We start from the raw sequence: 25,709 nt of genomic DNA, 5'->3' as shown, positions 1-25,709 counted from the left end.
CTCACTGCCGGGAGCGCAGGCTCCCGGCATATTGAACAGCGTTACCTGAGCGACCACGCTGAGGTAAATTTGTTTAAGGAACCGCTTTTCATGTCACTGACTGACGCCCTGATCGCCCTGCTTATCACCGGTCTCGTTCTGTACGCCATTTACGATGATGCTATTCTGCCGCGCCGCAAAGGCCCGACGCGGCTGCGCGTGGCGCTGCGTCGCCGGCATAAAATCGACAGCGCTATTTTTATTGTATTGCTGCTGATCCTGTTGTGGAACAACATCAGTAATCAAGGCCCGCAGCTCACCACCACGCTGCTGATGGTGCTGATCTTTATGGCGATCTGGCTATTCTGGATACGCAGTCCGAAGCTACTGATGAAAAGTGAGGGGCTGTTTTTTGCCAGCGTGTGGATCGATTACCGCCGAATCCAGGGGATGAACCTGTCTGAAGACGGTATTCTGGTGATGCAGCTGGAGCAGCGTCGCCTGCTGATTGCGGTGCAACAGCTCGACGACCTGGAGAAGATTTACCATACGCTGGTGGAGGCGCGCTAAGTACGCTGCCACAGCGTGAGCGTGAAGTCGGCATCGCAGCTAAAGCTGGTTGACGCCGCAAGCGCCTGCCACACCGCTTCACGTGCGCGCCAGGCAAAGGGCGTCATCTGCAGCAAACTCACCGCTTCTGCGCCGCTCAGCGTCATCGCGTAGTTAAGATTTTGCTGATCGACCTGCGTAAAGCCCTCATAGACCTTCTCTTCAGCAGCGTGCAGCTGCACATCGCGATAGATCAGCGCCTTAAATTGCTGCAGATGGTACGGGCCAGGCGTCACGGTCAGCAGATAACCGTGCGTTTTTATTACCCGGCTGAGCTCTGCTTCGTTACAGGGCGCGTAAATGCGCACCACACCATCCAGCGCACCCTCAGCAAACGGCAGACGCTGGCTGGAGGCCACGCAGAACATTGCAGTGCGGTAGCGTTTTGCTGCCATACGCACAGCCGCTTTTGCCACATCCAGTCCATACAACTGCCCTGCTGGTAGCGCAGCGGCCATCGCCGCCGTGTAGTAACCTTCGCCACAGCCAATATCCAGCACCTGTGACGATTGCCCGGCCAGCCGCTGTGCGAGAATCTCTGCGACGCGATCGCGCAGCGGCTGATAGTGGCCGGCATCCAGGAAGGCACGGCGCGCCCGCAGCATCTCTGCACTGTCACCAGGTTCACGCGATCCTTTGTGCTGCACCGGCAGCAGATTGACGTATCCCTCTTTCGCCTGATCAAACTGATGACCGGCATCACAGCGCAAGCCCTGCGCGTGCGGGAGCAACGGCTGGTGACAAAGGGGACAAATCAACGACATAGACAACTCCGGGTTAGCGATTCGCGGCGCAGTTTACCCTGATCGTCTGGCAACAGAAAGGATAAAGAAAAGCCCCGCTCAGTGAGCGGGGCTTTACGATTCGTTTCGGCGGTGTATGACACCGAGCCTGAGAGCGAAATCAGATAGCAGTTACGTTAACTGCTGCCGGGCCTTTCTGGCCGTCCTGAATTTCAAACTCAACTTGTTGACCTTCGGCCAGCGTTTTAAAACCGTTGCCCTGGATAGCAGAGAAGTGTACGAACACATCTTTGCTGCCGTCAGCAGGAGTAATAAAACCAAAACCTTTAGACTCGTTGAACCACTTAACCTGACCTTTAATCTTTGCCATTTTGCAAATTCCTTAGAGTGTTTATATTGCCCGAAGGCAGTCGTACAGATAAACCAGAGACATTACTGAATGAGGCACTAATTTAAGGTTCGGCAAGGAAGCGGTATTCAACGTCAACGTCTTTACTCGTAACTTCTTTACTGAAGATGCCATACATAAACAGAGCTGTACCTCGTTTGACCCACGAGTCGTTATCACATATTCGGAAATTAATGGCAAGCCATTTTTAAACGGTGATCGACACGCCGCACATAATTAGTATTATTAACGCGCTCAGTCCCTGTCAGGATATTGACAACGCACCCGCAAGATGCACAAAAAACACTGCGTGTTCAGTATAGTTAGCGCTAAATGCACCCTGCGTCAAGCGAAGCGCGGAAATGGCTTGGTGCCCAATTAAATCGGGTAAAGTTACGCAAAATATATTGCATTAATATGGCAGAGATAACCTATTCCAGCGAAAATGTTATGTTGCATGCAACAACCGTGCACTGTGCAAATATTGTACAGTTTATTTTATTCAGTACAGCTTCTAAAATATTCTGCACCAAAATCAGGAGAGTAATAAAGCTGATGCCCTAAATACAGGCAGGCGTTTATCTGGCAGTTATCTCAATTTTATCTGAGCAGCTGACAAATAAATGTTAAAAAAACGCACCAGCAGCGTAAATTTAACAGATCTCACCTAAGATAAATCTTAATCTAAATTTACCAGACTACGGCTTTCGCCTATTCGCCATGGCGCAAAGCCACTATTCTCCTCACCTGCTATCTGCAGCGCCTGCGCCAGTGCTCGTGGTGGTTCATCCAGCGATTCATCGGCCAGTTCAAACACGCCCCAGTGTATTGGAATGGTGAGCGGCCGGCCAATATGCTGCCACAAATGCACCGCCTGATCCGGATCCATATGCTGGCCGCGCATGAACCATTTCGGTGCATAGGCACCGATGGGCAACGCCGCAAGATTAAACGGGCCAAGCTGTTGCGCAATGGCATGCAGATTTTCACTGTAGCCGCTGTCGCCGGAAAACCAGAAGTTTAGCTGGGGATTGCGCACCACCCAGCCACACCACAACGTGCGGTTGCGATCCCAGAAGGTGCGCATGCTCCAGTGACGGGCCGGCACGGCGGTAAACTGAATGCCATTCAGCGCCACAGAGTGCCACCAGTCGAGTTCGGTCACCGTACGCACGCCACGCTTACGGCACCACTGCGCCATCCCCAGCGGCACCAGAAAATGCGCAGCCGGGAACTGACGTGCAATGCGCTTTACGGTGGGGCGGTCGAGGTGATCGTAATGGTTATGCGAAATCAGCACGTAATCCAGATGGGGTAACCCGGCGAGGCTAAGCGGAGCCGGCGTTTTACGCTGCGGACCGGCAAACGGCAACGGCGACGCGCGCGCAGAGAGCGCCGGATCGATCAGCAGGTAGCGCTGGTTAAGCCGCAGCAGCAGCGCTGCGTGTCCCAGCCACCAGATGCGATCATCCGTGCCGCTGAGATCCACCGCCTGACACCAGCTCTCAATGAAAGCAGGATAGCCGGCCCGGGGCGGCTGCGGCAGGTTTTGCTGTTTGCGCTCCCGCCGCCAGCGCTGCAGATCCCCGGGCTGGCGCAGCTCCTCTTCGGGGTTGCGGAAGCCTTCAGGCGTGTGATGCGCCTGCGTGGCGTCGTACCAGGGATTCTGCCAGGCCATCAATGCTCCTTAACCGCTTAACGTTCCGGAATCAGACGAATGAAATCGCGCGAATCCGCAGCGTCTTCCTCATCCTGCATCGCTTTGCTCTCCGGCTGCGCGTCAATCAGACGACGCAACAGCGCATTCTGCTTTTTCTGCTCTTCCAGCAGCGCTTCCAGCAGCTGAATCTGCTCACTGGCACGCACGCTGGCCCGGTTGACGAAGAACCAGGCGATAAAGGCCACAACAAGGATGATGGCCAGCACGCCATAGTTAAACAGCGGACTGGTATTTGCGGCTAACTCGTTCATAACTGCCTCTATTATCAAACATCAACTGGTACACCGCCGCTGATTTTACGCGTTGCGCGCGGAAAAGATATGGTTACCGGCAGAAAGCAGATTATCCCGCCCCGGTGCGGCTTTCAGTTATCTCTGATCGATTTACCGGAAAAAGCGAGGCATGCTGCTACCATAGCGTTCGCAGCACATTCAGGACCGCTGCGTTATGTAACACAAGGAGATAAAAATGAAACTACTGATTCGTGCGGTAATGGTGATGGCGCTGCTCTGGCTGGCGATGCTGTTTACCGGCTATGGTGTGTTGACCGGCAGCAATAAAAACGCAGCGGGTCTGGGGCTGCAGTGCAGCTACCTGACAGCGCGCGGCATGATTAATGCCCAGTATCTGCACACCGATAGCGGCATCATCGGCGTGACGGATTGTCCACTGCTGAAAAAAAGCGGGGAAGTGGTCGATAACTAAATGCTCTCTGACGGGCTGGCAACAGCCCGTCAGCCGTGCTCAGAACGGGTACGCGTGGTAGCCCATCTGTTCCGACAGATTGCGCGCGGCACGGTGCAGCATCGCCACATATTCGTTCTTCGCATCCTCAGAAAAACGGATGGTGGGAAAAGAGATACTCAGTCCGGCGATGACTACACCGAAGCGATCAAATACCGGCACCGCGATACACCGCAAACCCTCTTCCTGCTCCTCGTTATCCTCACCAAAACCCTGTACTTTCACCTGATCCAGCACCGTAAGCAGTGCATCGGCTGTCACAATGGTATTGGCAGTGCTGCGGCGGAACTCCACTTCACGCAGGATATCCTGTACTTCACTGCGATCGCGCCATGCCAGCAGGACTTTACCAATCGCCGTGGTATGCAGCGGGTTGCGTCGGCCAATACGCGAGTACATACGCAGGTTATACAGCGAGTCGATTTTATGGATATAGACAATGCTGTCCTCTTCCAGCGCCCCGAGATGGATGGTCTCTTTGGTCAGGCGCGACAGCTCACGCATCTCTACATCCGCGCTGCGAATCAGATCGACGTTCTGCAGCGCCCGGGCACCCAGTTCAAACAGCTTGAGTGTCAGCGAGTATTTTTCACTCTCCCCCTCCTGCGCCACATAACCCAGCGATTTCATGGTCTGCAGAAAGCGATAAACGGTGCTTTTGGACATCATGACGCGCTGAGAGAGCTCCGTAATCCCGTGGTCACGCTCTTCGCCTAACGCCTGAAGAATGCCAAACACCTTCATGACGGATGAAACGGAATCGGGCTGCTGTTTATCGTTATCACTGCTCGCCATCTGGAATTTCCTTTTTTGCTGGTGTTTCAAAAAAATCGGAACAGAAGCGCCAGTATAGAGGTTTCCTGGCAACGGCGGCAATCACCGACGGCGGGCGACATATTCTCTCGTAATTTTTTGTCAACGCATGCGGTGCTTTCACCGGCAGAATTGATTAGCATGATGATATTCACCCACTTCACTTACACGCCTATGTCCCCGACTGTTCCACAGGATGGTTTACCCGTTCCGCAGCGCTACGGCGCTATTATCACTATCGCACTGGGCATTATGATGGCCGTGCTGGATGGCGCGATTGCAAATGTCGCGCTTCCCACCATCGCCCGTGAGCTTAATGCCAGCCCGGCCGAGTCGATCTGGATCGTTAACGCCTACCAGATCGCTATCGTGATCTCCCTGCTGTCGCTCTCTTTTCTCGGCGACATGCTTGGCTATCGCCGCATTTATCAGGCCGGCCTGGTGCTGTTTATTATTACGTCGCTGTTCTGCGCGCTCTCCACCTCGCTCAACACGCTGACGCTGGCGCGCGTGCTGCAGGGGTTTGGCGGCGCTGCGCTGATGAGCGTGAACACGGCGCTGATTCGTATTATCTATCCGCAACGCTATCTGGGGCGCGGCATGGCGATCAACTCGCTGATTGTCGCGGTATCCAGCGCGGCGGGACCGACGGTGGCCGCCGCAATTCTCTCGATTGCCAGCTGGAAGTGGCTATTCCTGATCAACATACCGCTCGGGGTCGTTGCGCTGTGGCTGGCGCTGCGTTTCCTGCCGGATAACACGCAAAAAGCCAAACAGCAGAAGTTTGATATCCCGAGTGCCATCATGAATGCGCTGTTCTTTGGCCTGATGATCTCCGCGCTGACCGGCTTCTCTCAGGGGCAGAATGCCTGGCTGATCGCGGGTGAAGCGGTGGCGCTGCTGCTGGTCGGGATCGTGTTTGTGCGCCGCCAGCTGGCGATGCCGGTACCGCTGTTGCCGGTTGACCTGCTGCGCATCCCGATCTTCTCCCTGTCGATTGTCACATCGGTGTGCTCGTTTTGCGCCCAGATGCTGGCGATGGTCTCCCTGCCCTTTTTCCTGCAGAACGTGCTGGGACGCGATGAGGTAGCCACCGGATTACTGTTAACGCCCTGGCCGCTGGCCACCATGGTGATGGCGCCGATTGCCGGCCGGCTGATTGAGCGCTTTCATGCCGGGTTACTGGGTGGTCTGGGACTGGCGATGTTCGCCGCAGGTCTGTTCCTGCTGGCGCTGCTGCCCTCGCAGCCGACCGATGCGGATATTATCTGGCGCATGATGCTGTGCGGTGCCGGCTTCGGGCTGTTCCAGTCACCCAATAATCACACCATTATCTCCTCCGCACCGCGCAACCGCAGCGGCGGTGCCAGCGGCATGCTGGGTACCGCGCGCCTGGTGGGTCAGAGCAGCGGGGCTGCCCTGGTGGCCTTGATGTTCAACCTGTTCAGCGACAGCGGAACGCACGCCTCACTGGTGCTGGCTGGTAGTTTTGCGACTGTCGCAACGCTGGTGAGTATGGCGCGCCTGACACAGGCGCGTCAGGCCTGAGTGATACGCATAAAAAAACCGCCGTCTGAGACGGCGGTTTCACACATACGCCTGATGACTATTTCAGGTATTCACCGCTGCGCAGCGCTTCGATGCGTTTATCGAGCGGCGGGTGCGACATAAACAGCTCACTCAGCGATTTATTTTTACCGTTGATACAGAACGCCATCATGCTGCCCGGTTCCTGCGGCTCATAACTGGTTTTCAGACGTTGCAGAGCCGCAATCATCTTCTCGCGGCCCACCAGTTTGGCCGAACCGGCATCAGCGTGGAACTCACGGTGACGTGAGAACCACATGGTGATGATGCTGGCGAGGATACCGAATACCAGCTCCAGCACGGTAGCAACGGCGAAATAGACCAGCGGGTTACCGTTGCTGCTCTCTTCACCGTCACGGTTACCGGACAGGAAACCTGAAGCCACCTGCGCGATAATACGCGAAATAAAGATCACGAAGGTGTTCACGATACCCTGAATCAGCGTCATGGTGACCATATCGCCATTCGCGATGTGCGCCATCTCGTGCGCCAGCACCGCTTCCGCTTCGTCACGGCTCATGTTTTGCAGTAAGCCGGTGGAGACGGCGACCAGCGAGGCATCGCGGCGCGCACCGGTTGCAAACGCGTTGATATCGGGCGCGTGATAAATCGCCACCTGCGGCATGGCAACGCCGGCCTGCTGAGCCTGGCGGCTGACGGTTTCCATCAGCCAGCGCTCCGTTTCGTTGCGGGGTTGTTCAATCACTTCACCGCCAACGGAACGCAACGCCATCCATTTAGACATCAGCAGTGAAACAAACGCACCGCCAAAGCCAAACAGACCTGCCATAATCATCAGACCCTGAACACTGCTTGACTGGATTCCTGTCAGACTCAGAATCAGTCCGAATACCAACATCACCGCCAGGTTGGTGACCAGGAAAAGCGCAATACGCATCATAAACGTTCATCTTCCTCAGTTGTGCTCGCGCTCATGCGCGGATATACATCCTATGTCCATCACGCAGCATTTCAAGCGACCTTAATCTTTAAGTGCCTAAAAAGACATAACTTTACATTTGGTAACGGGCAGCACGTTAGCAGTGATTAGCCATACGCAACAGTTATTTTAACGCAAAAAAAAGCACCGCCGCAGCGGTGCTGATCTTCACAGTCAGCGGTTATTTTGCCGCTTCAGCTGCCGGCTGGGATTTTTCCAGCTGGGCCAAATCGTTGGCAACTTTCACCGTTTCATCCAGGTAAGGATCGGGCTCTTTATAATCCTTCGGTAAATCGTCCAGACTCTTCAGCGGCGCTTTACCTTCTGCCTGATAGCGGGCGTTGATGCGCTCCAGTCGCAGTGCATCCTCTTCGTGGTTCTCTTTCTCGCGCTGCGCCAGATTGAGTGACACGATATTGCGCTTATCCTTCATCGCATTGAAGCGCGCAATGTCTTTCATGATGTACTGGAACTCACGATCTTTAGCGATGCGATCGGCATGCTCTTTGGTCAGCTGCGGCACCAGCGGCGTGATATCGCCGGTTTTGGTGTAGGTCGCCGCGTTGATGCTATCCCACGGCAGCGCATTGTCCTCGAACTTTTCGCCGGTCTCCGCTGCTTCCACGCCGGTCGGCATCAGCAAATCTGGCGTGACGCCTTTACGCTGGGTGCTGCCGCCGTTGATGCGGTAGAACTTCTGAATGGTGTACTGTACCGAACCCAGCGCCGGCCACTCCGGACGCAGCATCTGATCGTAAATACGATTGAGCGAACGGTACTGCTGCACGGTGCCTTTACCAAAGGTCGGTTCACCGACAATCAGCGCACGGCCATAATCCTGCATGGCGGCCGCAAAGATTTCCGAAGCGGATGCACTGAATCGATCGACCAGCACCACCAGCGGACCTTTGTAGTAAACGATGCCGTCGTTATCGCTGTCTTCACGCACGCGGCCATTGTTGTCACGCACCTGCACCACCGGACCGCTCGGAATGAACAGGCCGGAAAGCGATACCGCTTCGGTAAGCGCACCGCCGCCGTTGGTCCGCAGATCGATAACGATGCTGTCTACATTCTGCTTCTGCAGTTTCTGCAGCTGCACTTTCACGTCATCGGTCAGGCCAACGTAGAAGCCTGGAATATCCAGCACGCCGACTTTCTCTTTGCCGACAGTGTGAACGGTGCCTTTCACCGCGCGATCTTCCAGACGGATCTTCTCGCGCGTCAGCGTTACCGTGCGGGTTTTGGTGCCCTTACCGGCTGGCAGGATCTCCAGGCGCACTTTGCTGCCCTTCGGCCCTTTGATTTTGGACACCACATCATCCAGACGCCAGCCAATCACATCTTCCACTGGCTTGCCCGGTTGGCCGACGCCCACGATGCGGTCGCCCACGGTGATCGCTTTGCTCTTGGCTGCCGGCCCGCCGGCTACCATGGAGTTGATTACCGTGTAGTCATCGTCCATCTGCAGGACGGCGCCAATGCCCTCCAGCGAGAGGCTCATTTCGGTGTTGAACTGCTCTGTATTGCGCGGCGAAAGATAGTTGGTGTGCGGATCGATCTCATGCGCGAACGCGGTCATCGCCAGCTGGAACACATCTTCGCTGTTGCTCTGCGCCAGACGGCGGATGGCAAAGTTGTAACGCTTAGTCAGCGTTTCACGGATCTCTTTGTCATCTTTGCCCGCCAGCTTCAGGCTCAGTTCGTCATACTTCACCTTGGCATCCCACAGCGCGTTAAGTTCATCGCTGCTTTTTGGCCAGGGTGATTTGGCACGATCGATATCAATCGTATCGTTGCCCGTAAAATTCATCGGCCGGTTGAGCACGCTGAGCGCATATTGATAGCGCTCAAAGCGACGCTTCTGCGCGAGATTATAGAGATCGTAAAAGAGGTCCAGCTTACCGCTACGCAGCTCATCACCCAGCGTGGTTTTTTTATCTGCGTATTGCGCCACGTCGGAGGCCAGCAGCACGTTGTGGCTGTAGTCGAGCAGGTTCAGGTAGCGATCAAAGATTTTCGCTGAAAAGTCCTGATTCAGATCGAACTGGCGATAGTGGGAGCGGGTAAAGCGCGAGGTCACGCGCTCACTGACGGTAGGATGCTGTGCTTCTTCGTGTAGCTGGGGAATCTGGTCGGCGCGGGTAATGTTATCCGCGCCAAAGGTGGGGCCTGCCAGTAGCAGGCCCGCGATCATGCCGATCTTAAAAATGCTGTTCATGCCAGGGTCGGGCCTCCGTTTCAGAACTGCAAGTGTTCTGCGCGCACAATCATAGCCATGCCGGAAGCGAGCTGAACCCGAACGCCATCCTTGGTAATTTCCAGGATGGTTGCGTCCATGGCACTTTTACCTGCTTTAACTTTGATATTCTGACCAGGCAGCAAAGTTGAGGTATCGGTGACGGGCTTCGCACGCGGCGGACGCGGTGCTGCGTTACGCTCAGCAGACGCCGCACGCGGGGGCCTGTGGACGTGGCTTACGCGGCGCTTCGCCTTCGGCAGCTTTACGTGGCGCAGGTTTACGCGGGCGACGCTCAGCGCCCTCTTCACCGGCTTCACGCTTTTTCGCTTTTTGCTGCTCGCGCTGCGCCTGAACGCGCGCTTTCGCTTCTTCCAGCTGTTTGCGCGCGTGTTCAACGTGTTGCTCATCCAGCACGCCACAGGCGTTGCCGTCGAGATCAACGCGCGTTGCACCGGCTTTGATGCCGTAAAGGTAACGCCAGCTCGAGGTATAAAGACGTAAGGCCGAACGCAGTTGCGTCTTGCTCAGGCTGTTTTCGCCCTGAACGCGCTCCACCAGATCCTGAAAGATTCCGATTTTAAGCGGACGCGCTTCACCTTCGGCGCTAAAGCAGTGCGGAAAACGCTCCGCCAGAAAGGCGATCACTTCTTTACTGCTATTCAACTTAGGTTGATTTTCCATGAAATTTCCTGATTACAACGGGTTTGCCGACCAGAGCAGGCATGAACAGGCGACATTATAATGACAACATCGCCAAATGCTATGTGATCCAGTCGATTAGCTACGCGACAGCTGAATAAATTTTTCGATGTCACTGTGCGCCAGTACTTCACAAAGCCCGTCGGTAAGGGCCACCAGCCCCGCTTCATCCTCACTGTCGAAGCGAGAATAGACCGTGCTGTCGATGTCGAGAACACCCACAACCGTGCCATTCACTTTCAGAGGAATCACGATTTCTGCATTGCTGGCTGCGTCACAGGCGATATGCCCCGGGAAAGCGTGCACGTCTTCTACCCGCTGCACTCTCTCCTCCGCTATCGCCGTACCGCATACGCCTTTGCCCACCGGAATACGCACGCAGGCGATTTTGCCCTGGAACGGGCCCAACACCAGCGTGTTTGGTTCGGTCAGCAAATAGAATCCTGCCCAGTTCACGCCCTCCAGGCGTTCAAATAACAGCGCACTGCAATTCCCCAGCGCAGCGAGGAACGCGGTTTCACCCGCTAACAGTGCGCGGACATCGCGATTTAAATCCTCGTAAAAGGCTTTTTTGTTCATTGTTTAACCATAACTCGTCACTGGCGTGACCCTGTTGTCACTCAGTTGTTAAAATAAGCACTAATAATCCAGCCTCACAAGGTGAATCATCGCGTTTGTTACTATACCCTTAGCACTCTGTGTTTGAGACAATTCTTGGACCACAGAATATTGCAGGCAGATTTATCCCGCATAACATGCCGGTATCCGTAACGAACGATGGGCCACTTGCGTCACCTATGAAAATTCACGCTATCAGCCAGACGTTGCCCCACGCACGTTATCAGCGTTGTCCCCAATGCGATACCCTTTTTTCCTTACCGGATGTTAAATCGCATCAGTCGGCCTACTGCCCCCGCTGCCACGCACAAATTCAGAGCGGACACGACTGGTCAATGACGCGCCTCACCGCGATGGCTGTCGCCATGATTGTGCTGATGCCGTTTGCCTTTAGCCTGCCGCTGGTGGATATCCGCCTGCTGGGCATGCGCATCAATGCCAGCCTGTTTGAGGGCGTGCTGCAGATGGCGCAGCAGGGCAATGTGCTGACCGCCGCCATGGTAGCGTTTTGCACCATTGGTGCGCCCGTCACGCTGGTGGCCGGCATCTGCTATTTATGGCTGGGGCATGCGCTCGGTATGAATCTGCGTCCGGTGCTGCTAATGCTGGAGAAGCTCAAAGAGTGGGTGATGCTGGATATCTACCTGGTCGGTGTGGCGGTGGCCTCGATCAAGGTACAGGATTACGCCTCGCTGGAGGTCGGTTACGGTCTGGCCGCCTATATTGCGCTGACGGTAATGAGCGTGCTGACCCTCATCCACCTGAATATTGAGCAGCTGTGGGAGCATTACTACCCTCAGGCCGTGCCGCACGAAGCGCCGGAAAAATGGCAGGTCTGTCTGAACTGTCATCATACCGGCATGCCGGACGATCGCGGCCGCTGCCCGCGCTGCCATACGCCGCTTGATTTCCGTCGTCGCCACAGTTTGCAAAAATCCTGGGCGGCGCTGATCGCCTCCATTGTGCTGCTGATTCCGGCCAACCTGCTGCCGATCTCGGTGGTCTACGTCAACGGTTCACGCCGCGAAGACACCATCTTTTCCGGTATTCTGGGCCTCGCCTCCGGCAATATTCCGGTTGCCGCCGTGGTATTTATCGCCAGTATCCTGGTGCCGTTTACCAAAGTGCTGGTAATGCTGACTTTGCTGCTGAGCGTCCATTTTAAGTGCGAACAGGGCATAAAAACCCGCATCCGCCTGCTGCGCGCCGTTACCTGGGTGGGCCGCTGGTCGATGCTCGACCTGTTCGTCATTGCGTTAACCATGTCGCTGGTCAATCGTGATCAGCTGCTGGCTTTTACCATGGGACCCGCCGCGTTCTACTTTGGCGCTGCGGTTATCCTGACCATTATGGCTGTGGAGTGGCTTGATAGCCGCCTGATCTGGGATGCACATGCAACAGGAAACGCCGACTACACCGACTAGCGCGAATCTGCGTAATAAACGCAAGATTTCGCCCTTCTGGTTATTGCCCATTATTGCCCTGCTGATTGCCGGCTGGCTGCTGTGGACCAACTATCAGGAGCGCGGTACGACGATCACCATCAACTTCCAGACAGCGGACGGCATCGTGCCGGGGCGTACCCCTATCCGCTATCAGGGCGTGGAAGTGGGCACGGTGCAGGGCATTGTGCTGAGCGATGATTATCGCAGCATTAAGATCAAAGCCAGCATTAAGAGCGATATGCGCGATGCGCTGCGCGAGAACACCCAGTTCTGGCTGGTGACGCCGAAAGCCTCGCTGGCCGGGGTCTCCGGACTGGATGCGCTGGTCGGCGGTAACTACATCGGCATGATGCCGGGCGACGGCAAAGAGAGCGATCACTTCACCGCGCTTGATACGCAGCCTAAATACCGCGTTAACACCGGTGAACTGCTGATACATCTGCACGCGCCGGATCTGGGCTCGCTCAACACCGGTTCACTGGTCTACTACCGTAAAATTCCGGTGGGCCGCGTGTATGACTACAGCATCAACGGCAGTACCGATGGCGTTACTGTGGATGTACTGATCGAACGCCGCTTCACCAATCTGGTGAAAAAGCAGAGCCGCTTCTGGAATGTCTCCGGCGTGGATGCCGATGTCAGTCTGAACGGCGCTAAAGTGAAGCTGGAGAGCCTGGCCGCGCTGGTGAACGGCGCGATTGCATTTGACTCACCGGAGAGCGGCCAGCAGGCTAACAGTGACGAAAACTACCAGCTCTATCCGGACCTCGCGCGCAGCCAGCGCGGGGTGCAGATCAGCCTTGATCTGCCGGATGGCCACAATCTGAAAGCCGACAGTACGCCGCTGATGTATCAGGGGCTGGAAGTAGGCACCTTAACCAAACTGACTCTGCTGCCGGGCGGCAAAGTGACCGGCGAGCTGACTATTGATCCTTCAGTCACCAGCCTGATGCGCAGCGGCACGCGCATTGAGATGCGTGCGCCAAAGCTCAGCCTGACCGATACCAGCCTGAGCAGCCTGCTCACCGGCAATACGCTGGAGCTGGTGCCGGGCGAGGGTCAGCCGCAGGATCACTTTAGCGTACTGCCACCCAACGAAACCCTGCTGCAGAAACCGGACGTGCTGACCGTGCAGCTCAGCGCGCCGGAGACCTACGGCATTGATGCGGGCCAGCCGGTGATGCTGTATGGCGTGAAGATTGGTCAGATCATCTCGCGCGAACTCAAAGAGAACAGCATCAATTTTGTGGTGGCGATCAATCCCGAACACCGTCAGCTGGTGCATGCCGACAGTAAATTTGTAGTGAACAGCCGTCTTGACGTGAAGTTTGGCCTTGACGGAATGCAGGTACTGGGCGCCAGCGCGCGCGAATGGGTTGATGGCGGTATCCGCCTGATCCCGGGCGCCAAAGGCAAACCCTCCAGTCGCTATCCGCTCTATGCCGATGCAGAACGTGCCGAAGAGGGTATCACCGGCGACCAGCCGCCCACCACGCTGAAGCTGACCGCGAACAGCTTGCCGGATGTCCAGGCGGGATCGGTTGTGCTCTACCGTAAATTCCAGGTGGGTGAAGTGGTTGATGTGGTGCCCCGCGCCGACGCGTTTGAGATCGCCGTCCATATTCAGCCGCAGTATCGCAAACTGCTCACCAGCGAGAGCGTGTTCTGGGCCGAAGGCGGCGCCAAAGTGCAGCTGAACGGCAGCGGCCTGACCGTACAGGCCTCCCCGCTCAACCGCGCGCTGAAAGGGGCCATCAGCTTTGATAACCTGACCGGCGCGCAGGCGGCAAAAGGCGTAAAGCGCGTGCTTTATCCCTCTGAAACCGCGGCGCGTGCGGTCGGTAGCCAGATCACGCTGCATACCTTTGATGCCAGCAAACTGGCCGCCGGCATGCCGATTCGCTACCTGGGCATCAACGTTGGCCAGGTCGAGTCGCTGGCGCTGAGCCAGGACAATAATCAGGTAGTGGCAAAAGCGGTGCTCTACCCGGAATATGTGCAGGACTTTGCGCGTATCGGCAGCCGGTTCTCAGTGGTCTCGCCGGAGATTTCACCGGCCGGGGTAAACCATCTGGAGACCCTGCTGCAGCCGTATGTCAACGTCGACCCCGGGAAAGGTGCGCTGGCGCGCAGCTTCGAGCTGCAGGAGAGCACCATTACCGACTCGCGCTATCTCAACGGCCTGAACATCTACGTGGATGCTACTGAAGCGGGATCGCTCTCCATTGGTACGCCAGTGCTGTTCCGCGGCGTCGAGGTGGGCACGGTTACCGGCACCTCGTTGGGCAACATGGCAGACCGCGTGCAGATCGCGCTGCGTATCAGTAAGAAATACCAGCACCTGGTGCGCAACAACTCGGTGTTCTGGCTGGCTTCCGGCTATAACCTCGATTTCGGCCTGATAGGCGGCGTGGTGAAGACCGGTACCTTCCAGCAGTTCATTCGCGGTGGTATTCAGTTCGCCACACCGCCAACGGTGCCGCTGGCGCCGCAGGCGGGCATGAACAAGCACTTCCTGCTGCAGGATGAGGCGCCGAAGGAGTGGCGCAACTGGGGCACGGCGATTCCGTCGCCCAATTAAGCAAACGGGCAGCCTGCGGGCTGCCCGTTTTGTTTCTGCATGATACACTTCGCGCTCATTTCGTTACCCCGGTAGATGCCCGTGTCAGATCGTTTTCCTGAAGACTTCCTTGCGCTGATGCGCGCCAGCCTCAATGACGAGGCGGAACTGCAGCGCTTTCTCGCTATCAGCCAGCAGCCGCTGCGGCGCAGCCTGCGCGTGAATACGTTAAAAATCAGCGTGGCTGATTTTCTCGCGCGCACTGCTCATTACGGCTGGCGTCTGACGCCCATCCCGTGGTGCGCCGAAGGTTTCTGGATCGAGCGTGACGATGAATCATTGCCACTCGGCAGCGTGGCCGAGCACCTTAGCGGCCTGTTCTATATTCAGGAGGCCAGCTCCATGCTGCCGGTCAGCGCGCTGTTTGACGCTGCGCCAGCGGCGCGTCAGGTGATGGATGTTGCTGCGGCGCCGGGCTCAAAAACCACGCAGATGGCGGCGCTGATGCAGAATCAGGGTGCCATCCTCGCCAATGAGTACTCCGCCAGTCGCGTTAAGGTGCTGCATGCCAATATCAGCCGCTGCGGCGTGCACAACGTGGCGCTGACCCACTTTGATGGCCGCGTATTTGGCGCTGCGCTGCCGGAGCAGTTTGATGCCATCCTGCTGGATGCGCCCTGCTCGGGTGAAGGCGTAGTACGTAAAGATGCTGACGCGCTGCTTAACTGGACGCTGGCCAGCACCGAAGAGATTGCCGCCACGCAGCGCGATCTGCTCGACAGCGCCTTTCACGCGCTCCAGCCGGGCGGGACGCTGATCTACTCCACCTGCACGCTCAATCAGATCGAAAACCAGCAGGTGGTTGGCTGGTTGCAACAGCGGTATCCGGATGCGGTAGAGATCGTGCCGCTCGCGGGCCTGTTTGCGGGCGCGGAACAGGCGCTTACGCCTGAGGGGTTCCTGCACGTATTCCCGCAGATTTTTGACAGCGAAGGTTTTTTTGTGGCGCGGCTGCGCAAGACCGCCAGCATCCCGCCTCTGCCAGCGCCCACCTATAAAGTGGGCAAGCTGCCTTTCTCGCCCGCCAGCCGCAAACTGATCGCCGAAGTTAAACAGGCGGCAGAGCGCGTTGGCCTGCACTGGGATGAGAGTTTGAACCTGTGGCAGCGCGATAAAGAGCTGTGGCTGTTTCCCGCCGCGCTGGAGAGCTGGCTGGGCAGAGTGCGCTTCTCGCGCATCGGCATGAAGCTGGCAGAAACCTTCCCGAAAGGCTATCGCTGGCAGCATGAAGCCGTCGTCGCTTTAGCGCAGCCCGATAACGCCCTGGCGTTTGCGTTAACCGAGGCCGAAGCTGAAAGCTGGTATCGTGGCCAGGATATCCATCCGGAGACGCTGCCCGCACGTGATGAAGTGATTGTCACCTATCAGCAGCAGCCGCTTGGCCTGGCGAAGAAGGTGGGTAACCGCATCAAGAACAGCTATCCGCGCGAGCTGGTGCGCGACGGCCGTCTGTTCCGCTAACCCTTATTACTGCAGGCGAACCAGCGTCAGGCGATTACCGAACACCGCACCGGTATCAATATAGTGCTGGTTCGCTACATTTAGCGGCTGCTCCAGCGGCGTGTGGCCAAAGTAAAAGTCGCTGGCGCCGTCAATGGCCGCTGACCTGCCCCGCTGATGGCGACCCAGCCGGTCACGACTCCAGACCACCTGATGCCAGTCGACCTCCTGACCCAGCTGATACTGGCTGGCGGGATAGTCGGCATGGGCAATCACCACGACGCGGTCAGCAAGCGCAAGATGCAGGATCAACGGTAGTTCGGCACAGCGTTTCAGCGCATGACGTACGCTGATGAGCTCAGCGCCTTTAAGTTGCCAGAACCACGCCCCGCCATTCATCATCCATAGCATGGGGTCATCGCCAGCCAGCGCCGCCAGCGCCATCTGCTCATGATTACCGCGCACGCCACGAAACCAGGGCTCACTAAGCAACTGCAGACAACCGGGGCTGTCAGGGCCGCGATCGATTAAGTCCCCCACCGACAGCAGCAGATCCTGTTGGACATCAAAGTGATGCTGCAGCAGTTGGGCATCAAGCTGCGCCCGGCAGCCGTGCAGATCGCCCACCACCCATATATGGCGCCACTTTTCCGCACTCACCGTTTGGTAATACATGTAATTATTCCCGGTTGACTGGAAGTTTAATGAATCCGGCATAAAGTATAGTCCGGCAGCGTTTAACCAACGGAGGGAGCAGCATGAGCAGTCGTAAGCAATTCATTGGCGTGTTGGTGCTGATCTTTATCGGCAGTTTACTGCTTCTGGAGTCGCTGGCCCGGCTTGTCCATCTGCTTTTTGTGGGTTAAGCGGTTTTTCACGCTGCGCTAAATGTGTACACTCCTTTGCGTCTCAATCAAAGGAACCCGTATGAGCCAAAATATTTACGACGACCCGGACTTCTTTGCCGGTTACGCCACGCTACCGCGTTCAGTTAAAGGTCTGGACGGGGCACCGGAGTGGCCTGCCCTGCGCAATCTGTTGCCCTCTCTGCAGGATCAGCGTGTACTGGATTTAGGCTGTGGCTACGGCTGGTTTTGCCGTTATGCGCAGCAGCAGGGTGCGCGCGAAGTCGTGGGGCTGGACGTATCCGAAAAGATGCTGGCGCAGGCTGTTGCCATGAGTACGCAACCCGGCATTACCTATCAGCGCGCCGATCTGGAAACGCTGCAGCTCAGTAGCACATTCGATATTGTTTATAGCTCCCTGGCACTGCACTACATCATTAACATTGATGCGCTTTTTACCACTCTCTTCAACGCTATGCGGCCGGGCGGCAAACTGGTGTTTTCCTGCGAACATCCAATCTACTCCGCACCGCGTCAACAGCAGTGGATCTTCGATGCCCGGCAACAGCGCAGCTGGCCGGTCAATCAGTATCAGATGGAGGGTGAGCGCACCAGTAATTGGTTTGCTGAAGGTGTGAAGAAACAGCACCGCAAGTTGTCTACCTGGATCAACGCGCTCATCGCAGCAGGTTTCGTGATGGAACATCTGGATGAGTGGGGACCTGAGGCGCAGCAGATAAGCGAGAATCCGGCACTGGCAGAGGAGTGCGAGCGCCCCATGCTGTTTTTACTGGCGGCGCGTAAGCCGTAGCACTCTTCTTGCAGACTTTGCGGACACAGGAAATACGGCTGAAGATGTGTGCAGTCCTGTGCGCTTTTCTCGCATAAGGTGGGCATTCAGTGCGACAAAACCTCTGTTTTTTTGCCAAGCTTACTAAACGGTTATTTTATAAGGAGTGAGCCGATGAAAGATTATTACCGTATCGATCTCGAAGCATTTATGCAGAATAATGCAGCACTGATCAATGAAATTAAGAGTAAGGCTCCGGCCTATGCCGACGAACTGGGCGTAGAGACAGAGCAATATATTAACCGCGAAGTAAAGCAGGCGCATCTCGACTATATTCAGAGCCTCAATGTGCGTGACCCTTATGAATATTATGTCGCTCAGCATGAAGAGGATCGCTACCTCGCAGACCAGCTGATCGCTGCGCACCGCGCGGCACTTCATCCAGCCTCATAAATGCATAATTGCCACACCCGGCGTGTGGCAATGTCCAGCCGTGCTACCGGGTGATCAGAAATATCGCCAGCATGAAGCCAACAAATAGTCCTGCAAAGGTGAGAAAACCGGTGCGGCGCGTTTTGGCCTGCCCGACAATCGCACCGATAAAGATGCTGAGAATTGTCAGCGTGCCAATCATTACCCAGAGAAGATAGTGCGTACTTGCAGCCATGCAGAATCCTTATTAGCGGCAAAAAATGATGCGCACTCTTATAACATTTTTCAACGCGGCTGGCTGCTGTTTAATAACCTGAGCTTCTGCTGGCAAGCGCGATATCCGGTGCACAGCGCACGGTTTGCAGCGCTTCAAGCTGCTGTAAGCGGGTGTTAACACGGCGCGTGGCGTTGGCCTTTGCGATACCGTTGCCGGTACCCAAATCACCAAAAAAGCCCAGCACCGTCAGGGTATCAAATTTTCCGGTTGCGGCTATCTGCCGCTGTACATTGTGTGCCTGTACAATTTGCGCGCGCAGCATGGGGCAGTCATAAGCATGGACTTCTGCATCGCTGACTTCAGGCATCTGAGGATATTGCTTAAGCACACAACCGCTGAGCAGGACAACACTCAGCCAGACCATCTTTCTCATTACTACTGCCTCATGTTTATCATTGGCTCATGATAAACCATGCCTGAAAATGCAATGTACTGATTAAACGCCTGATAAGTAGCTAATTTGACGCAACGCATTTTCTCCGTCACTACGCATCAACGTATCAAAAAATAAATAATATCCCGACAATATAATTTCTTAGTTAAACGATATTATTCCAGTAAATATATACCCGCAACAAGAGTGCCCACGGTGATGATGTGTAATAGCTCAGTCATAATAACGCTCTCCGGGATTCCTTAATATTTACAGTCAAGAACAGCGATCGCTATTCGTCAAATATGATCAGTTTCGATAAGCGCAGCCGATGGCAGAAACGCCAGAGAGTGCTTAACTGTAAGAAAGAACACGAGAGGAGAACGCGATGAGCCTGACCACATTAGCTACTTACCTTGAGCTAACCGAAGATGACCTGCGGGAAATGGGCCTTGAGCAAGCCGATCTGTTTACTGACGAAGATAAAAGCAGTGGCGATTCACAATATTACTTTAACGTGCCGGACACTACGCCACAGCGTGTGCTGGGCAAAAAGGGCTGGTCGCTGGGCGAGCGAGTGGACGTGCCGGCCAGCGTGGTGACGGCAGATTGAAAACGGCAGCGCCACCTACCCGGCCAATCTTGTGCCAGGCTTAATCAGTACTGGAATGTTGCATTCATGAGGGAATAAAGATGAAAAAGGTTGTACTGGCTTCACTGATGATGGCGTTTAGCCTGGGTGTTTCTGCCGAGGAAGGCGGTTTTGAGGGCGGCAAAACGCCACCGCCACAGCAGAAACAGGATGCGGGTTACAAAGGCTCTGAAGATACCGGGCAGACCCATATCAAACAGATTCGTGATTTCCGCCAGGGCGGTTATGTCACGCTTGAAGGGTACATTGTTAAAAAGCTGAAAGGCGACAGCTATCAGTTCCGGGACAGCACCGGTACGGTGACCATTAAAGCGAAAGAAGAGACGTTCAAAGGTAAAACCTTTGATGCTAAAGATCAGATACGAGTCAGCGGCAAAGTATATGGTCGCGGTGACAGCACTCACATTGAAGTGATGCGTATCGACCTGCCTTAATCCTGCCTTGTCCGAACGCCTGTCGCTGTAGAGGTTTATGCAGCGGCAGTGCACATTCTCCCTCTATTTCTTTTAAGCGCCCTTATCTTTTTCGACTGAATAAGCTGTATTGCGTGCGGCCGTCATAAACGGTGTAATTCTTTAGTCTGCTTTTTAATTAATCCCACCTTTTCGGTAACTATTGCAGAGCTAAAGCCCTTTTATTTAGCGAAAAAAAGACCCAATACGATTCCTGTATCGGGTCCAGGGAAATGGCTCGTTGAGAGCCGTGCGCTAAAAGTTGGCATTTTTGCAGGCGATTTCGCCTTGCCTTTTAAAGGTAGACTAAGGTTGGTCAATTTCCAGCCAACTCCAGCCTGCAACGGTGCTGAATGCAAACTCTGTGATCGCGCTGGCACTACGGTGAAACAGGCGCAGCGGCAGAAATGTGCGCTGCGCCCGAAAATGGCGGGAATTACTTCGAGCAGAGCTGTTGCGCGCGATCCACGATCGGCTGGAGGCTCATCTTCTGTCCCGGATGCGCCTTATCCTCCGCGAGAATGATATCGATTGACTGCAGCGTGCCCTGCCCGGCATTGGCGCGCGCCAGCGCTTTGTCATTCAACGGATACTGCAACAGCGTACTCGGGTTGATAGCGAACAGTGCGCCATCCTTCTCACAGGTCAGCATCACCTCTTCGCGGGTAAACGGCCACTTCTCTTTACCTATCTCAAAACGGCTGACGGTAATAATCTGCGCGGCCATCGCCTGGCTGCACAGTGCCATCAGTACACAAGCTGGAATCAGTTTCTTCAGCAAAATGTTGACCTCATTTCATCTCATTACAAGTCAGGCGGGTGATAGCGTGGCGAACACGCTTACCAGCCCGATAACAATCAGCGCCAGCAACAGCTCAAGCTGTGTCAGGCGAATAAATATCTGCGGCGCGCAGCTGGCCGCAACGCGAAAACGCGGAACCAGCAGATAGCGATTCAGTAACGCGATCGCGACCATTACTCCCACCAGCGCTATTTTGATCACCAGCAGTTGATTCCACAAGGTGACATGCCAGTGGAACGGCGAACCGGCAATCAGCAGGCTGTTGAACAGGCCGGTGGCGATTGCCGCCGCTACCGCCAGGTGGCCATAGCGGGAGAAGCGCATCATGCAGCGGATCGCATCGGTGCGGCAGTCAATATTACGCGCTTCACGCATCAGCAGCAGCAGTGGAAACAGCCCACCGCTCCAGAACGCGCTGGCGATCAGATGCAGCGCGTGGTTTCCCTGCTGCACCACGCCCAGCCAGCCGTCATGCATGGCGGCATGCCCAACGCCAGCCAGCGCTACCAGCTGCAGTACCCCACTCAGCAACAGCGTCCGCTGGCGTAGCGTGCCACGTAACAGTAACGCCAGCGTGCTGAGCAGTGCGAAACCGATCACCCAGCGCCAGACTGCCCCGAAACGCGTGCCCAGCACCGCCAGCCAGACCTCAGCGTTAGCGACATTTCGCCAGTCACCGCTCATCAGTCCGGTTTGCGTAGCCAGCATCAGCAGCGCGCTTAATAAACTTAGCAGGGCGCTGCCTGCCACTAACGCCTGCAGATGCTGCGCCAGCCGCAGACGGTAGCGCGGCGGTGCCAGCCAGCTGAGGTAAAACGCACTGCCCACCAGTAAGAATGCGGCGATAAAATGTAGCGCGCGCAGGCCTATCCACAGCGCATTAAGATCCATCACTTCACGCTGAAGCTGTAGCTGCCTTTGGTTTTATGCCCATCCACTGACAGCACGTGCCACTTCACCTGATAACGGCCGGCCGGTAACGGCTCGCCAATCGGCACAATCAGCTGATCGTGCTGCTTATCGTTACGCTGCATCTTCTCCACCGCAACCGGCTGATTTTGCTCGTTGAGCAGCTCAATGCCGCTGAACGCCGGTTCAACGTCCTCAGTAAAGGTCAGGGTTAGCTGTTGTGGAGAGTGGTCGACAGTGGCATTTTCACCGGGAACCGGCGTTTGCAGATGCGCGTGTGCCAGCACCTGCTGGCTAAAACCCAGCGCGGCAGCAGAGAGCAGCAGCGCCGCCACGCGGTTGAGTGCAGTTTTCTTCATCACGTCTTCCCTTTTCACTGCGGCAACGCGCCGCCAATGACGCAGCAGGATACGCCGCCGATCTGCAGGTGTCGAGACATGCGGTGCGATCCAATTCCCTTGATTCAGCAGGGCGAAACCATTATTTTGCCCCTGTTTATCAGGAGAAAAGCATGAGCCAAAACCTTGCCCTGCTGTCGCAGGAAGAGAAAGACAAAGTCAATGTCGATCTCGCCGCTGCTGGCGTGGCGTTTAAAGAGCGCTATAACATGCCGGTGATCGCTGAAATGGTGGAGCGTGAGCAGCCCGAAGCGCTGCGTGAGTGGTTTCGCCAGCGCTTAATGACCTATCGTCAGGCGTCGCTCAGCCTGTCCCGCCTGCCCTACGAACCTAAGCAGAAGTAATTTATGTTACGCGTTATCGATACCGAAACCTGCGGATTACAGGGCGGCGTGGTCGAAGTAGCCTCGGTGGATGTCATTGATGGTCAGATCGTCAACCCCATGAGCGATCTGATCTGCCCCGATCGGCCCATCAGCCGCCAGGCGATGGCCGTGCATCGCATTACCGAAGCGATGGTGGCCGATAAGCCCCCCATCGAAGAGGCGATCGGCCGCTATCACGGCAGCCCGCACTATGTGGCGCACAACGCCAGCTTTGACCGTCGCATGCTGCCGGCAATGCCCGGCGAGTGGATCTGCACCATGACCCTGGCACGCCAGCTGTGGCCGGGCATTAAATATGGCAACCAGGCGCTGCGCCACAGCCTGAAGCTGGAGGTTTCGCCGCCGCAGGATCTGCACGCGCACCGCGCGCTCTATGATTGCTATGTGACGGCCGCCCTGCTGATCCGCATCATGGAGACCTCCGGCTGGAGCGTCAGCGACATGGTAAGCCGCTGTCAGCCAGCGCCCGTCAGCGGCGATGTGTTTCCGTTTGGCAAGTACCGTGGTCAGAGCATTGGCAGTATCGCGCGCAAAGATCCGGGCTATCTGCGCTGGGTGCTGGAGAACGTGCGTGATTTGCGCCCGCCGTTGCGGCAGGCGCTGCGGAAGTATGTCAAAGACGATCAGTAGTCGGCACGGTCCGGCAGGCTGCCCTGTGCCAGCGCGACCAGGAAGGTAAACTCCTGCGCGACGCCTTCGTACGATTTGAAGCGCCCGGATTTGCCGCCGTGACCGGAATCCATATCGGTACACAGCAGCAGTAGCGCATCGTTAGTTTTCAGCTCACGCAGTTTCGCCACCCACTTCGCCGGCTCCCAATATTGCACCTGGGAGTCGTGCAGCCCGGTGGTGATCAACAAATGCGGATAGGCTTTGGCCTCCACGTTATCGTAAGGGCTGTACTGACGAATATAGCGGTAATAATCCTCCTGCTCGGGATTTCCCCATTCGTCATATTCGCCGGTGGTGAGCGGAATCGAAGGGTCGAGCATGGTTGTGACCACATCCACGAACGGCACCTGTGCCACGACGCCGTGGAACAGCGTCGGCGCCATATTGACCACGGCGCCCATCAGCAACCCGCCGGCGCTGCCGCCCATGGCGTAGAGCTGCTGCGGATTACCGTACCCCTTCTCAACCAGCGCTTCCGTCACATCAATGAAGTCGGTAAAGCTGTTCATCTTCTGTTTGAGGCGGCCGTCGTCATACCAGCTCTGCCCCAACTCGCCGCCGCCGCGCACATGAATAATCGCGTAGACAAAACCGCGCTCCAGCAGACTGAGGCGACTGGTGCCGAAGCTGGCATCCATACTGCTGCCGTATGCGCCGTAACCATAGACCAGCAGCGGATTCTGGCCGCGCCGGAAGTGTTTACGGTGATACACCAGCGACACCGGCACTTCACAGCCGTCGCGTACCGTGATCCATAAGTGTTCGCTTTTATAATCATCAGAATCAAAGCCGGGCACCGGTGTCTGTTTCAAAATGCGCCGCTCGCCGGTCTCCATATCCAGCTCAAACAGCGTGGTTGGCGTGGTCATGGAGGAGTAGCCATACCGCAGCTTGTCACTCTCCGGCGAGGGATTAAACGCCAGCCAGGTAACGTAAGCAGGGTCGTCAAACGCAATACCGTAACTTTCGCCGGTCTCCCGGTTAATTTGCCTTAAGGTGTTTACGCCACGCTGCCGCTCTTCCACCACCAGCCAGTGGCGGAACAGCTGGAAATCCTCCATCACCACATGTTCACGCGCCGGTATCAGGGTTTCCCAGCGCGCTTCCGCCAGCCAGGCGCTGCGATACAGGCCGAAGTTTTTGCCGTCGCGATTGGAGCGAATATAGAACTGATGGTTGTAGTGGTCGAGGCTGTATTCATGATCGCGCCGGCGTGGGCAGAACACCTGCGGCTGCGCGTCCGGATATTCGGCATCAATCAGCTGAATTTCACTGGTGGTGGTGCTGAACAGCGCGATGAGGATGAAGTGTTCTGAGGTGGTTTTATGCACGCTGACGCTAAAGCTTTCGTCCTGCTCTTCATAAACCAGCTGATCTTCTGATTGCGGATGCCCCAGCTCGTGGCGCCACACCTGATACGCCAGCAGCGTTTTCGGGTGCTTACGCACATAGTATAGCGTGCGCGAATCGTTGGCCCAGGCGAAGCTGGACGATGCGTTGGTCAGCACTTCCGGGTACCAGCTGCCGCTGTGTAAATTGCGAAAACGGATGCCATACTGCCGGCGCGAAAGGAAATCCTCTGCCAGCGCCATCACCTGATTGTCGGGGCTGATGTCCAGCGCGCCCATGGTGTAGAAGTCACTATGCGCGGCGCGCTGATTACCATCCAGCAGCAGCTGCCAGGGCTCTTCCGCCGGTGCGTCAACCGCCTGGCGGAAATAGGCAGCATATTCATTGCCTGCCTCGTAGCGGCTTTGGTAACGATAGCCATTCTTAACGTACGGAACGGAGTGATCCTGCGCCGGTAACCGATCCACAATTTCCCTGAGGATGCGGTCCTGCAGTGGATCCTGTGAGGCCATCATCGCCCTGCCGTAACGATTTTCCGCCTGGAGATAGTCCAGCACGTCGGGGTCCTGACGATCGTCATCGCGCAGCCAGTAGTAGTTGTCGGTGCGGGTTTCACCGTGCAACGTCATGCTATGGGGAATTTTTTTTGCCTGCGGCTGATTCATAGTGGAGTATCTCCCTGAAAGATAACATCCTGCAAGCGTGGCACTTATGACACAGGAAGCCAAGCCGGAAGCGCACGGGAAGTGTAACTGAGGGCCGCCCAGCGGCCCTGTGGGGAGGA

The 25,709-nt window shown here is 56.1% G+C and carries 28 protein-coding genes and 1 pseudogene; 12 read left to right on the top strand and 17 right to left on the bottom strand.

Features of this window, described 5'->3' with window-relative positions:
- The first annotated feature begins 90 nt into the window (after window positions 1–90).
- On the top strand, window positions 91–549 hold the full coding sequence (locus tag HA48_RS01130) for a DUF986 family protein (RefSeq protein WP_128599396.1): 459 nt from the start codon (window positions 91–93) through the stop codon (window positions 547–549).
- Here HA48_RS01130 and rlmA read toward each other — a convergent pair.
- From rlmA to HA48_RS01105, 5 genes are all read right to left on the bottom strand, one after another.
- Window positions 546–1,352, bottom strand: a complete 807-nt coding sequence (rlmA, locus tag HA48_RS01125; RefSeq protein ID WP_128599395.1) for a 23S rRNA (guanine(745)-N(1))-methyltransferase — start codon at window positions 1,350–1,352, stop codon at window positions 546–548. The genes HA48_RS01130 and rlmA overlap by 4 nt on opposite strands.
- Window positions 1,353–1,491: 139 nt before the next feature.
- Window positions 1,492–1,701 carry a transcription antiterminator/RNA stability regulator CspE gene (gene cspE / locus HA48_RS01120; protein ID WP_021510024.1) on the bottom strand — a complete coding sequence of 70 codons (210 nt, stop codon included), beginning with the start codon at window positions 1,699–1,701 and terminating at the stop codon, window positions 1,492–1,494.
- A gap of 82 nt (window positions 1,702–1,783) precedes the next feature.
- Window positions 1,784–1,858: a DUF2627 domain-containing protein gene (locus HA48_RS22900; protein WP_110866451.1), complete on the bottom strand. Its 75-nt coding sequence runs from the start codon at window positions 1,856–1,858 to the stop codon at window positions 1,784–1,786.
- Between the two features lie 540 nt (window positions 1,859–2,398).
- The gene (locus HA48_RS01110; RefSeq protein ID WP_128599394.1) at window positions 2,399–3,397 is read right to left on the bottom strand and encodes an MBL fold metallo-hydrolase; all 999 of its coding nucleotides are present in this window, start codon (window positions 3,395–3,397) and stop codon (window positions 2,399–2,401) included.
- Window positions 3,398–3,414: 17 nt separating this feature from the next.
- Complete coding sequence (locus HA48_RS01105; protein WP_128599393.1) at window positions 3,415–3,690, bottom strand: YebO family protein; 276 nt, start codon at window positions 3,688–3,690, stop codon at window positions 3,415–3,417.
- A 217-nt stretch (window positions 3,691–3,907) separates the two neighbouring features.
- Between HA48_RS01105 and HA48_RS01100 the strand changes: the two genes are divergently transcribed.
- A complete protein-coding gene (locus HA48_RS01100) occupies window positions 3,908–4,144 on the top strand; it encodes a YobH family protein (RefSeq protein WP_128599392.1) in 237 nt (78 codons plus the stop codon).
- Window positions 4,145–4,183: 39 nt separating this feature from the next.
- Here the strand turns inward: HA48_RS01100 and kdgR are convergent, their stop codons facing one another.
- On the bottom strand, window positions 4,184–4,978 hold the full coding sequence (kdgR, locus tag HA48_RS01095; protein WP_128599391.1) for a DNA-binding transcriptional regulator KdgR: 795 nt from the start codon (window positions 4,976–4,978) through the stop codon (window positions 4,184–4,186).
- Between the two features lie 192 nt (window positions 4,979–5,170).
- Here kdgR and HA48_RS01090 point away from each other — a divergent pair, with 192 nt between their 5' ends.
- Window positions 5,171–6,544 (top strand): MFS transporter, encoded by a 1,374-nt coding sequence (locus HA48_RS01090; protein ID WP_128599444.1) that lies wholly within the window; start codon window positions 5,171–5,173, stop codon window positions 6,542–6,544.
- Window positions 6,545–6,602: 58 nt separating this feature from the next.
- Here the strand turns inward: HA48_RS01090 and htpX are convergent, their stop codons facing one another.
- The 4 genes and pseudogenes from htpX to HA48_RS01070 all read right to left on the bottom strand — a co-directional run bounded on the left by htpX (window position 6,603) and on the right by HA48_RS01070 (window position 11,043).
- Window positions 6,603–7,484, bottom strand: a complete 882-nt coding sequence (htpX, locus tag HA48_RS01085; RefSeq protein ID WP_128599390.1) for a protease HtpX — start codon at window positions 7,482–7,484, stop codon at window positions 6,603–6,605.
- A 220-nt stretch (window positions 7,485–7,704) separates the two neighbouring features.
- Window positions 7,705–9,744, bottom strand: a complete 2,040-nt coding sequence (gene prc, locus HA48_RS01080; RefSeq protein ID WP_128599389.1) for a carboxy terminal-processing peptidase — start codon at window positions 9,742–9,744, stop codon at window positions 7,705–7,707.
- A 20-nt stretch (window positions 9,745–9,764) separates the two neighbouring features.
- Window positions 9,765–10,446, bottom strand: a pseudogene (proQ, locus tag HA48_RS01075) (RNA chaperone ProQ).
- A 96-nt stretch (window positions 10,447–10,542) separates the two neighbouring features.
- A complete protein-coding gene (locus tag HA48_RS01070) occupies window positions 10,543–11,043 on the bottom strand; it encodes a GAF domain-containing protein (RefSeq protein ID WP_128599388.1) in 501 nt (166 codons plus the stop codon).
- A gap of 218 nt (window positions 11,044–11,261) precedes the next feature.
- On the opposite strand from HA48_RS01070, the gene yebS reads away from it, so the two are divergent.
- From yebS to rsmF, 3 genes are all read left to right on the top strand, one after another.
- Complete coding sequence (gene yebS / locus HA48_RS01065) at window positions 11,262–12,506, top strand: membrane integrity lipid transport subunit YebS (RefSeq protein WP_128599387.1); 1,245 nt, start codon at window positions 11,262–11,264, stop codon at window positions 12,504–12,506.
- Window positions 12,475–15,108 carry a PqiB family protein gene (locus tag HA48_RS01060; protein ID WP_128599386.1) on the top strand — a complete coding sequence of 878 codons (2,634 nt, stop codon included), beginning with the start codon at window positions 12,475–12,477 and terminating at the stop codon, window positions 15,106–15,108. The genes yebS and HA48_RS01060 overlap by 32 nt, the downstream gene beginning before the upstream one ends.
- 75 nt (window positions 15,109–15,183) lie before the next feature.
- Entirely contained in the window at window positions 15,184–16,608 is a 1,425-nt protein-coding gene (rsmF, locus tag HA48_RS01055) for a 16S rRNA (cytosine(1407)-C(5))-methyltransferase RsmF (protein ID WP_128599385.1), read from the top strand.
- Window positions 16,609–16,614: 6 nt separating this feature from the next.
- Here rsmF and HA48_RS01050 read toward each other — a convergent pair whose 3' ends face one another.
- A complete protein-coding gene (locus HA48_RS01050) occupies window positions 16,615–17,262 on the bottom strand; it encodes a metallophosphoesterase (protein WP_128599384.1) in 648 nt (215 codons plus the stop codon).
- A 252-nt stretch (window positions 17,263–17,514) separates the two neighbouring features.
- Here HA48_RS01050 and HA48_RS01045 point away from each other — a divergent pair, with 252 nt between their 5' ends.
- A complete protein-coding gene (locus HA48_RS01045; protein WP_128599383.1) occupies window positions 17,515–18,243 on the top strand; it encodes a class I SAM-dependent methyltransferase in 729 nt (242 codons plus the stop codon).
- A 153-nt stretch (window positions 18,244–18,396) separates the two neighbouring features.
- The gene (locus HA48_RS01040) at window positions 18,397–18,675 is read left to right on the top strand and encodes a hypothetical protein (protein ID WP_128599382.1); all 279 of its coding nucleotides are present in this window, start codon (window positions 18,397–18,399) and stop codon (window positions 18,673–18,675) included.
- Window positions 18,676–18,718: 43 nt separating this feature from the next.
- On the opposite strand, the gene HA48_RS22150 is transcribed toward HA48_RS01040, so the two are convergent.
- Together HA48_RS22150 and HA48_RS01035 are read right to left on the bottom strand one after the other, a co-directional pair.
- On the bottom strand, window positions 18,719–18,889 hold the full coding sequence (locus tag HA48_RS22150; protein ID WP_167377131.1) for a hypothetical protein: 171 nt from the start codon (window positions 18,887–18,889) through the stop codon (window positions 18,719–18,721).
- A gap of 70 nt (window positions 18,890–18,959) precedes the next feature.
- Window positions 18,960–19,304 (bottom strand): hypothetical protein, encoded by a 345-nt coding sequence (locus HA48_RS01035; protein WP_128599381.1) that lies wholly within the window; start codon window positions 19,302–19,304, stop codon window positions 18,960–18,962.
- Between the two features lie 388 nt (window positions 19,305–19,692).
- Between HA48_RS01035 and HA48_RS01030 the strand changes: the two genes are divergently transcribed.
- Together HA48_RS01030 and HA48_RS01025 are read left to right on the top strand one after the other, a co-directional pair.
- The gene (locus HA48_RS01030) at window positions 19,693–19,917 is read left to right on the top strand and encodes a hypothetical protein (protein WP_128599380.1); all 225 of its coding nucleotides are present in this window, start codon (window positions 19,693–19,695) and stop codon (window positions 19,915–19,917) included.
- An 80-nt stretch (window positions 19,918–19,997) separates the two neighbouring features.
- Window positions 19,998–20,390 carry a YgiW/YdeI family stress tolerance OB fold protein gene (locus HA48_RS01025; RefSeq protein ID WP_128599379.1) on the top strand — a complete coding sequence of 131 codons (393 nt, stop codon included), beginning with the start codon at window positions 19,998–20,000 and terminating at the stop codon, window positions 20,388–20,390.
- 454 nt (window positions 20,391–20,844) lie between these two features.
- Here HA48_RS01025 and HA48_RS01020 read toward each other — a convergent pair whose 3' ends face one another.
- Genes HA48_RS01020 through copC form a run of 3 tightly spaced genes read right to left on the bottom strand, consistent with a single transcriptional unit; the run spans window position 20,845 to window position 22,478 of the window.
- The gene (locus HA48_RS01020) at window positions 20,845–21,192 is read right to left on the bottom strand and encodes a YebY family protein (protein WP_128599378.1); all 348 of its coding nucleotides are present in this window, start codon (window positions 21,190–21,192) and stop codon (window positions 20,845–20,847) included.
- Between the two features lie 27 nt (window positions 21,193–21,219).
- Entirely contained in the window at window positions 21,220–22,101 is an 882-nt protein-coding gene (copD, locus tag HA48_RS01015) for a copper homeostasis membrane protein CopD (RefSeq protein ID WP_128599443.1), read from the bottom strand.
- The gene (gene copC / locus HA48_RS01010) at window positions 22,101–22,478 is read right to left on the bottom strand and encodes a copper homeostasis periplasmic binding protein CopC (RefSeq protein ID WP_128599377.1); all 378 of its coding nucleotides are present in this window, start codon (window positions 22,476–22,478) and stop codon (window positions 22,101–22,103) included. Before copC ends, copD begins: the two co-directional genes overlap by 1 nt.
- A gap of 152 nt (window positions 22,479–22,630) precedes the next feature.
- Here copC and HA48_RS01005 point away from each other — a divergent pair, with 152 nt between their 5' ends.
- Together HA48_RS01005 and exoX are read left to right on the top strand one after the other, a co-directional pair.
- Window positions 22,631–22,861, top strand: a complete 231-nt coding sequence (locus HA48_RS01005) for a DNA polymerase III subunit theta (protein WP_128599376.1) — start codon at window positions 22,631–22,633, stop codon at window positions 22,859–22,861.
- 3 nt (window positions 22,862–22,864) lie between these two features.
- Window positions 22,865–23,533, top strand: coding sequence for an exodeoxyribonuclease X (gene exoX, locus HA48_RS01000; RefSeq protein ID WP_128599375.1), 669 nt, complete (start codon window positions 22,865–22,867; stop codon window positions 23,531–23,533).
- On the opposite strand, the gene HA48_RS00995 is transcribed toward exoX, so the two are convergent.
- A complete protein-coding gene (locus tag HA48_RS00995) occupies window positions 23,527–25,590 on the bottom strand; it encodes a prolyl oligopeptidase family serine peptidase (RefSeq protein ID WP_128599374.1) in 2,064 nt (687 codons plus the stop codon). The two genes, exoX and HA48_RS00995, sit on opposite strands and share 7 nt — an antisense overlap.
- Window positions 25,591–25,709: the final 119 nt, after the last annotated feature.

The sequence above is a fragment of the Pantoea wallisii genome (assembly GCF_002095485.1).
GTDB lineage: Bacteria > Pseudomonadota > Gammaproteobacteria > Enterobacterales > Enterobacteriaceae > Pantoea > Pantoea wallisii.
Note: the sequence above shows the minus strand (reverse complement) of the source record. Positions and strands in the feature narration are given on the sequence as shown.

Coding starts and splice junctions, on each gene's coding strand:
- HA48_RS01130 (WP_128599396.1), top strand. CDS start 91: ATGTCACTGACTGACGCCCTGATCGCCCTGCTTATCACCGGTCTCGTT.
- rlmA (WP_128599395.1), bottom strand. CDS start 1,352: ATGTCGTTGATTTGTCCCCTTTGTCACCAGCCGTTGCTCCCGCACGCG.
- cspE (WP_021510024.1), bottom strand. CDS start 1,701: ATGGCAAAGATTAAAGGTCAGGTTAAGTGGTTCAACGAGTCTAAAGGT.
- HA48_RS01110 (WP_128599394.1), bottom strand. CDS start 3,397: ATGGCCTGGCAGAATCCCTGGTACGACGCCACGCAGGCGCATCACACG.
- HA48_RS01105 (WP_128599393.1), bottom strand. CDS start 3,690: ATGAACGAGTTAGCCGCAAATACCAGTCCGCTGTTTAACTATGGCGTG.
- HA48_RS01100 (WP_128599392.1), top strand. CDS start 3,908: ATGAAACTACTGATTCGTGCGGTAATGGTGATGGCGCTGCTCTGGCTG.
- kdgR (WP_128599391.1), bottom strand. CDS start 4,978: ATGGCGAGCAGTGATAACGATAAACAGCAGCCCGATTCCGTTTCATCC.
- HA48_RS01090 (WP_128599444.1), top strand. CDS start 5,171: ATGTCCCCGACTGTTCCACAGGATGGTTTACCCGTTCCGCAGCGCTAC.
- htpX (WP_128599390.1), bottom strand. CDS start 7,484: ATGATGCGTATTGCGCTTTTCCTGGTCACCAACCTGGCGGTGATGTTG.
- prc (WP_128599389.1), bottom strand. CDS start 9,744: ATGAACAGCATTTTTAAGATCGGCATGATCGCGGGCCTGCTACTGGCA.
- HA48_RS01070 (WP_128599388.1), bottom strand. CDS start 11,043: ATGAACAAAAAAGCCTTTTACGAGGATTTAAATCGCGATGTCCGCGCA.
- yebS (WP_128599387.1), top strand. CDS start 11,262: ATGAAAATTCACGCTATCAGCCAGACGTTGCCCCACGCACGTTATCAG.
- HA48_RS01060 (WP_128599386.1), top strand. CDS start 12,475: ATGCAACAGGAAACGCCGACTACACCGACTAGCGCGAATCTGCGTAAT.
- rsmF (WP_128599385.1), top strand. CDS start 15,184: ATGCCCGTGTCAGATCGTTTTCCTGAAGACTTCCTTGCGCTGATGCGC.
- HA48_RS01050 (WP_128599384.1), bottom strand. CDS start 17,262: ATGTATTACCAAACGGTGAGTGCGGAAAAGTGGCGCCATATATGGGTG.
- HA48_RS01045 (WP_128599383.1), top strand. CDS start 17,515: ATGAGCCAAAATATTTACGACGACCCGGACTTCTTTGCCGGTTACGCC.
- HA48_RS01040 (WP_128599382.1), top strand. CDS start 18,397: ATGAAAGATTATTACCGTATCGATCTCGAAGCATTTATGCAGAATAAT.
- HA48_RS22150 (WP_167377131.1), bottom strand. CDS start 18,889: ATGGCTGCAAGTACGCACTATCTTCTCTGGGTAATGATTGGCACGCTG.
- HA48_RS01035 (WP_128599381.1), bottom strand. CDS start 19,304: ATGAGAAAGATGGTCTGGCTGAGTGTTGTCCTGCTCAGCGGTTGTGTG.
- HA48_RS01030 (WP_128599380.1), top strand. CDS start 19,693: ATGAGCCTGACCACATTAGCTACTTACCTTGAGCTAACCGAAGATGAC.
- HA48_RS01025 (WP_128599379.1), top strand. CDS start 19,998: ATGAAAAAGGTTGTACTGGCTTCACTGATGATGGCGTTTAGCCTGGGT.
- copD (WP_128599443.1), bottom strand. CDS start 22,101: ATGGATCTTAATGCGCTGTGGATAGGCCTGCGCGCGCTACATTTTATC.
- copC (WP_128599377.1), bottom strand. CDS start 22,478: ATGAAGAAAACTGCACTCAACCGCGTGGCGGCGCTGCTGCTCTCTGCT.
- HA48_RS01005 (WP_128599376.1), top strand. CDS start 22,631: ATGAGCCAAAACCTTGCCCTGCTGTCGCAGGAAGAGAAAGACAAAGTC.
- exoX (WP_128599375.1), top strand. CDS start 22,865: ATGTTACGCGTTATCGATACCGAAACCTGCGGATTACAGGGCGGCGTG.
- HA48_RS00995 (WP_128599374.1), bottom strand. CDS start 25,590: ATGAATCAGCCGCAGGCAAAAAAAATTCCCCATAGCATGACGTTGCAC.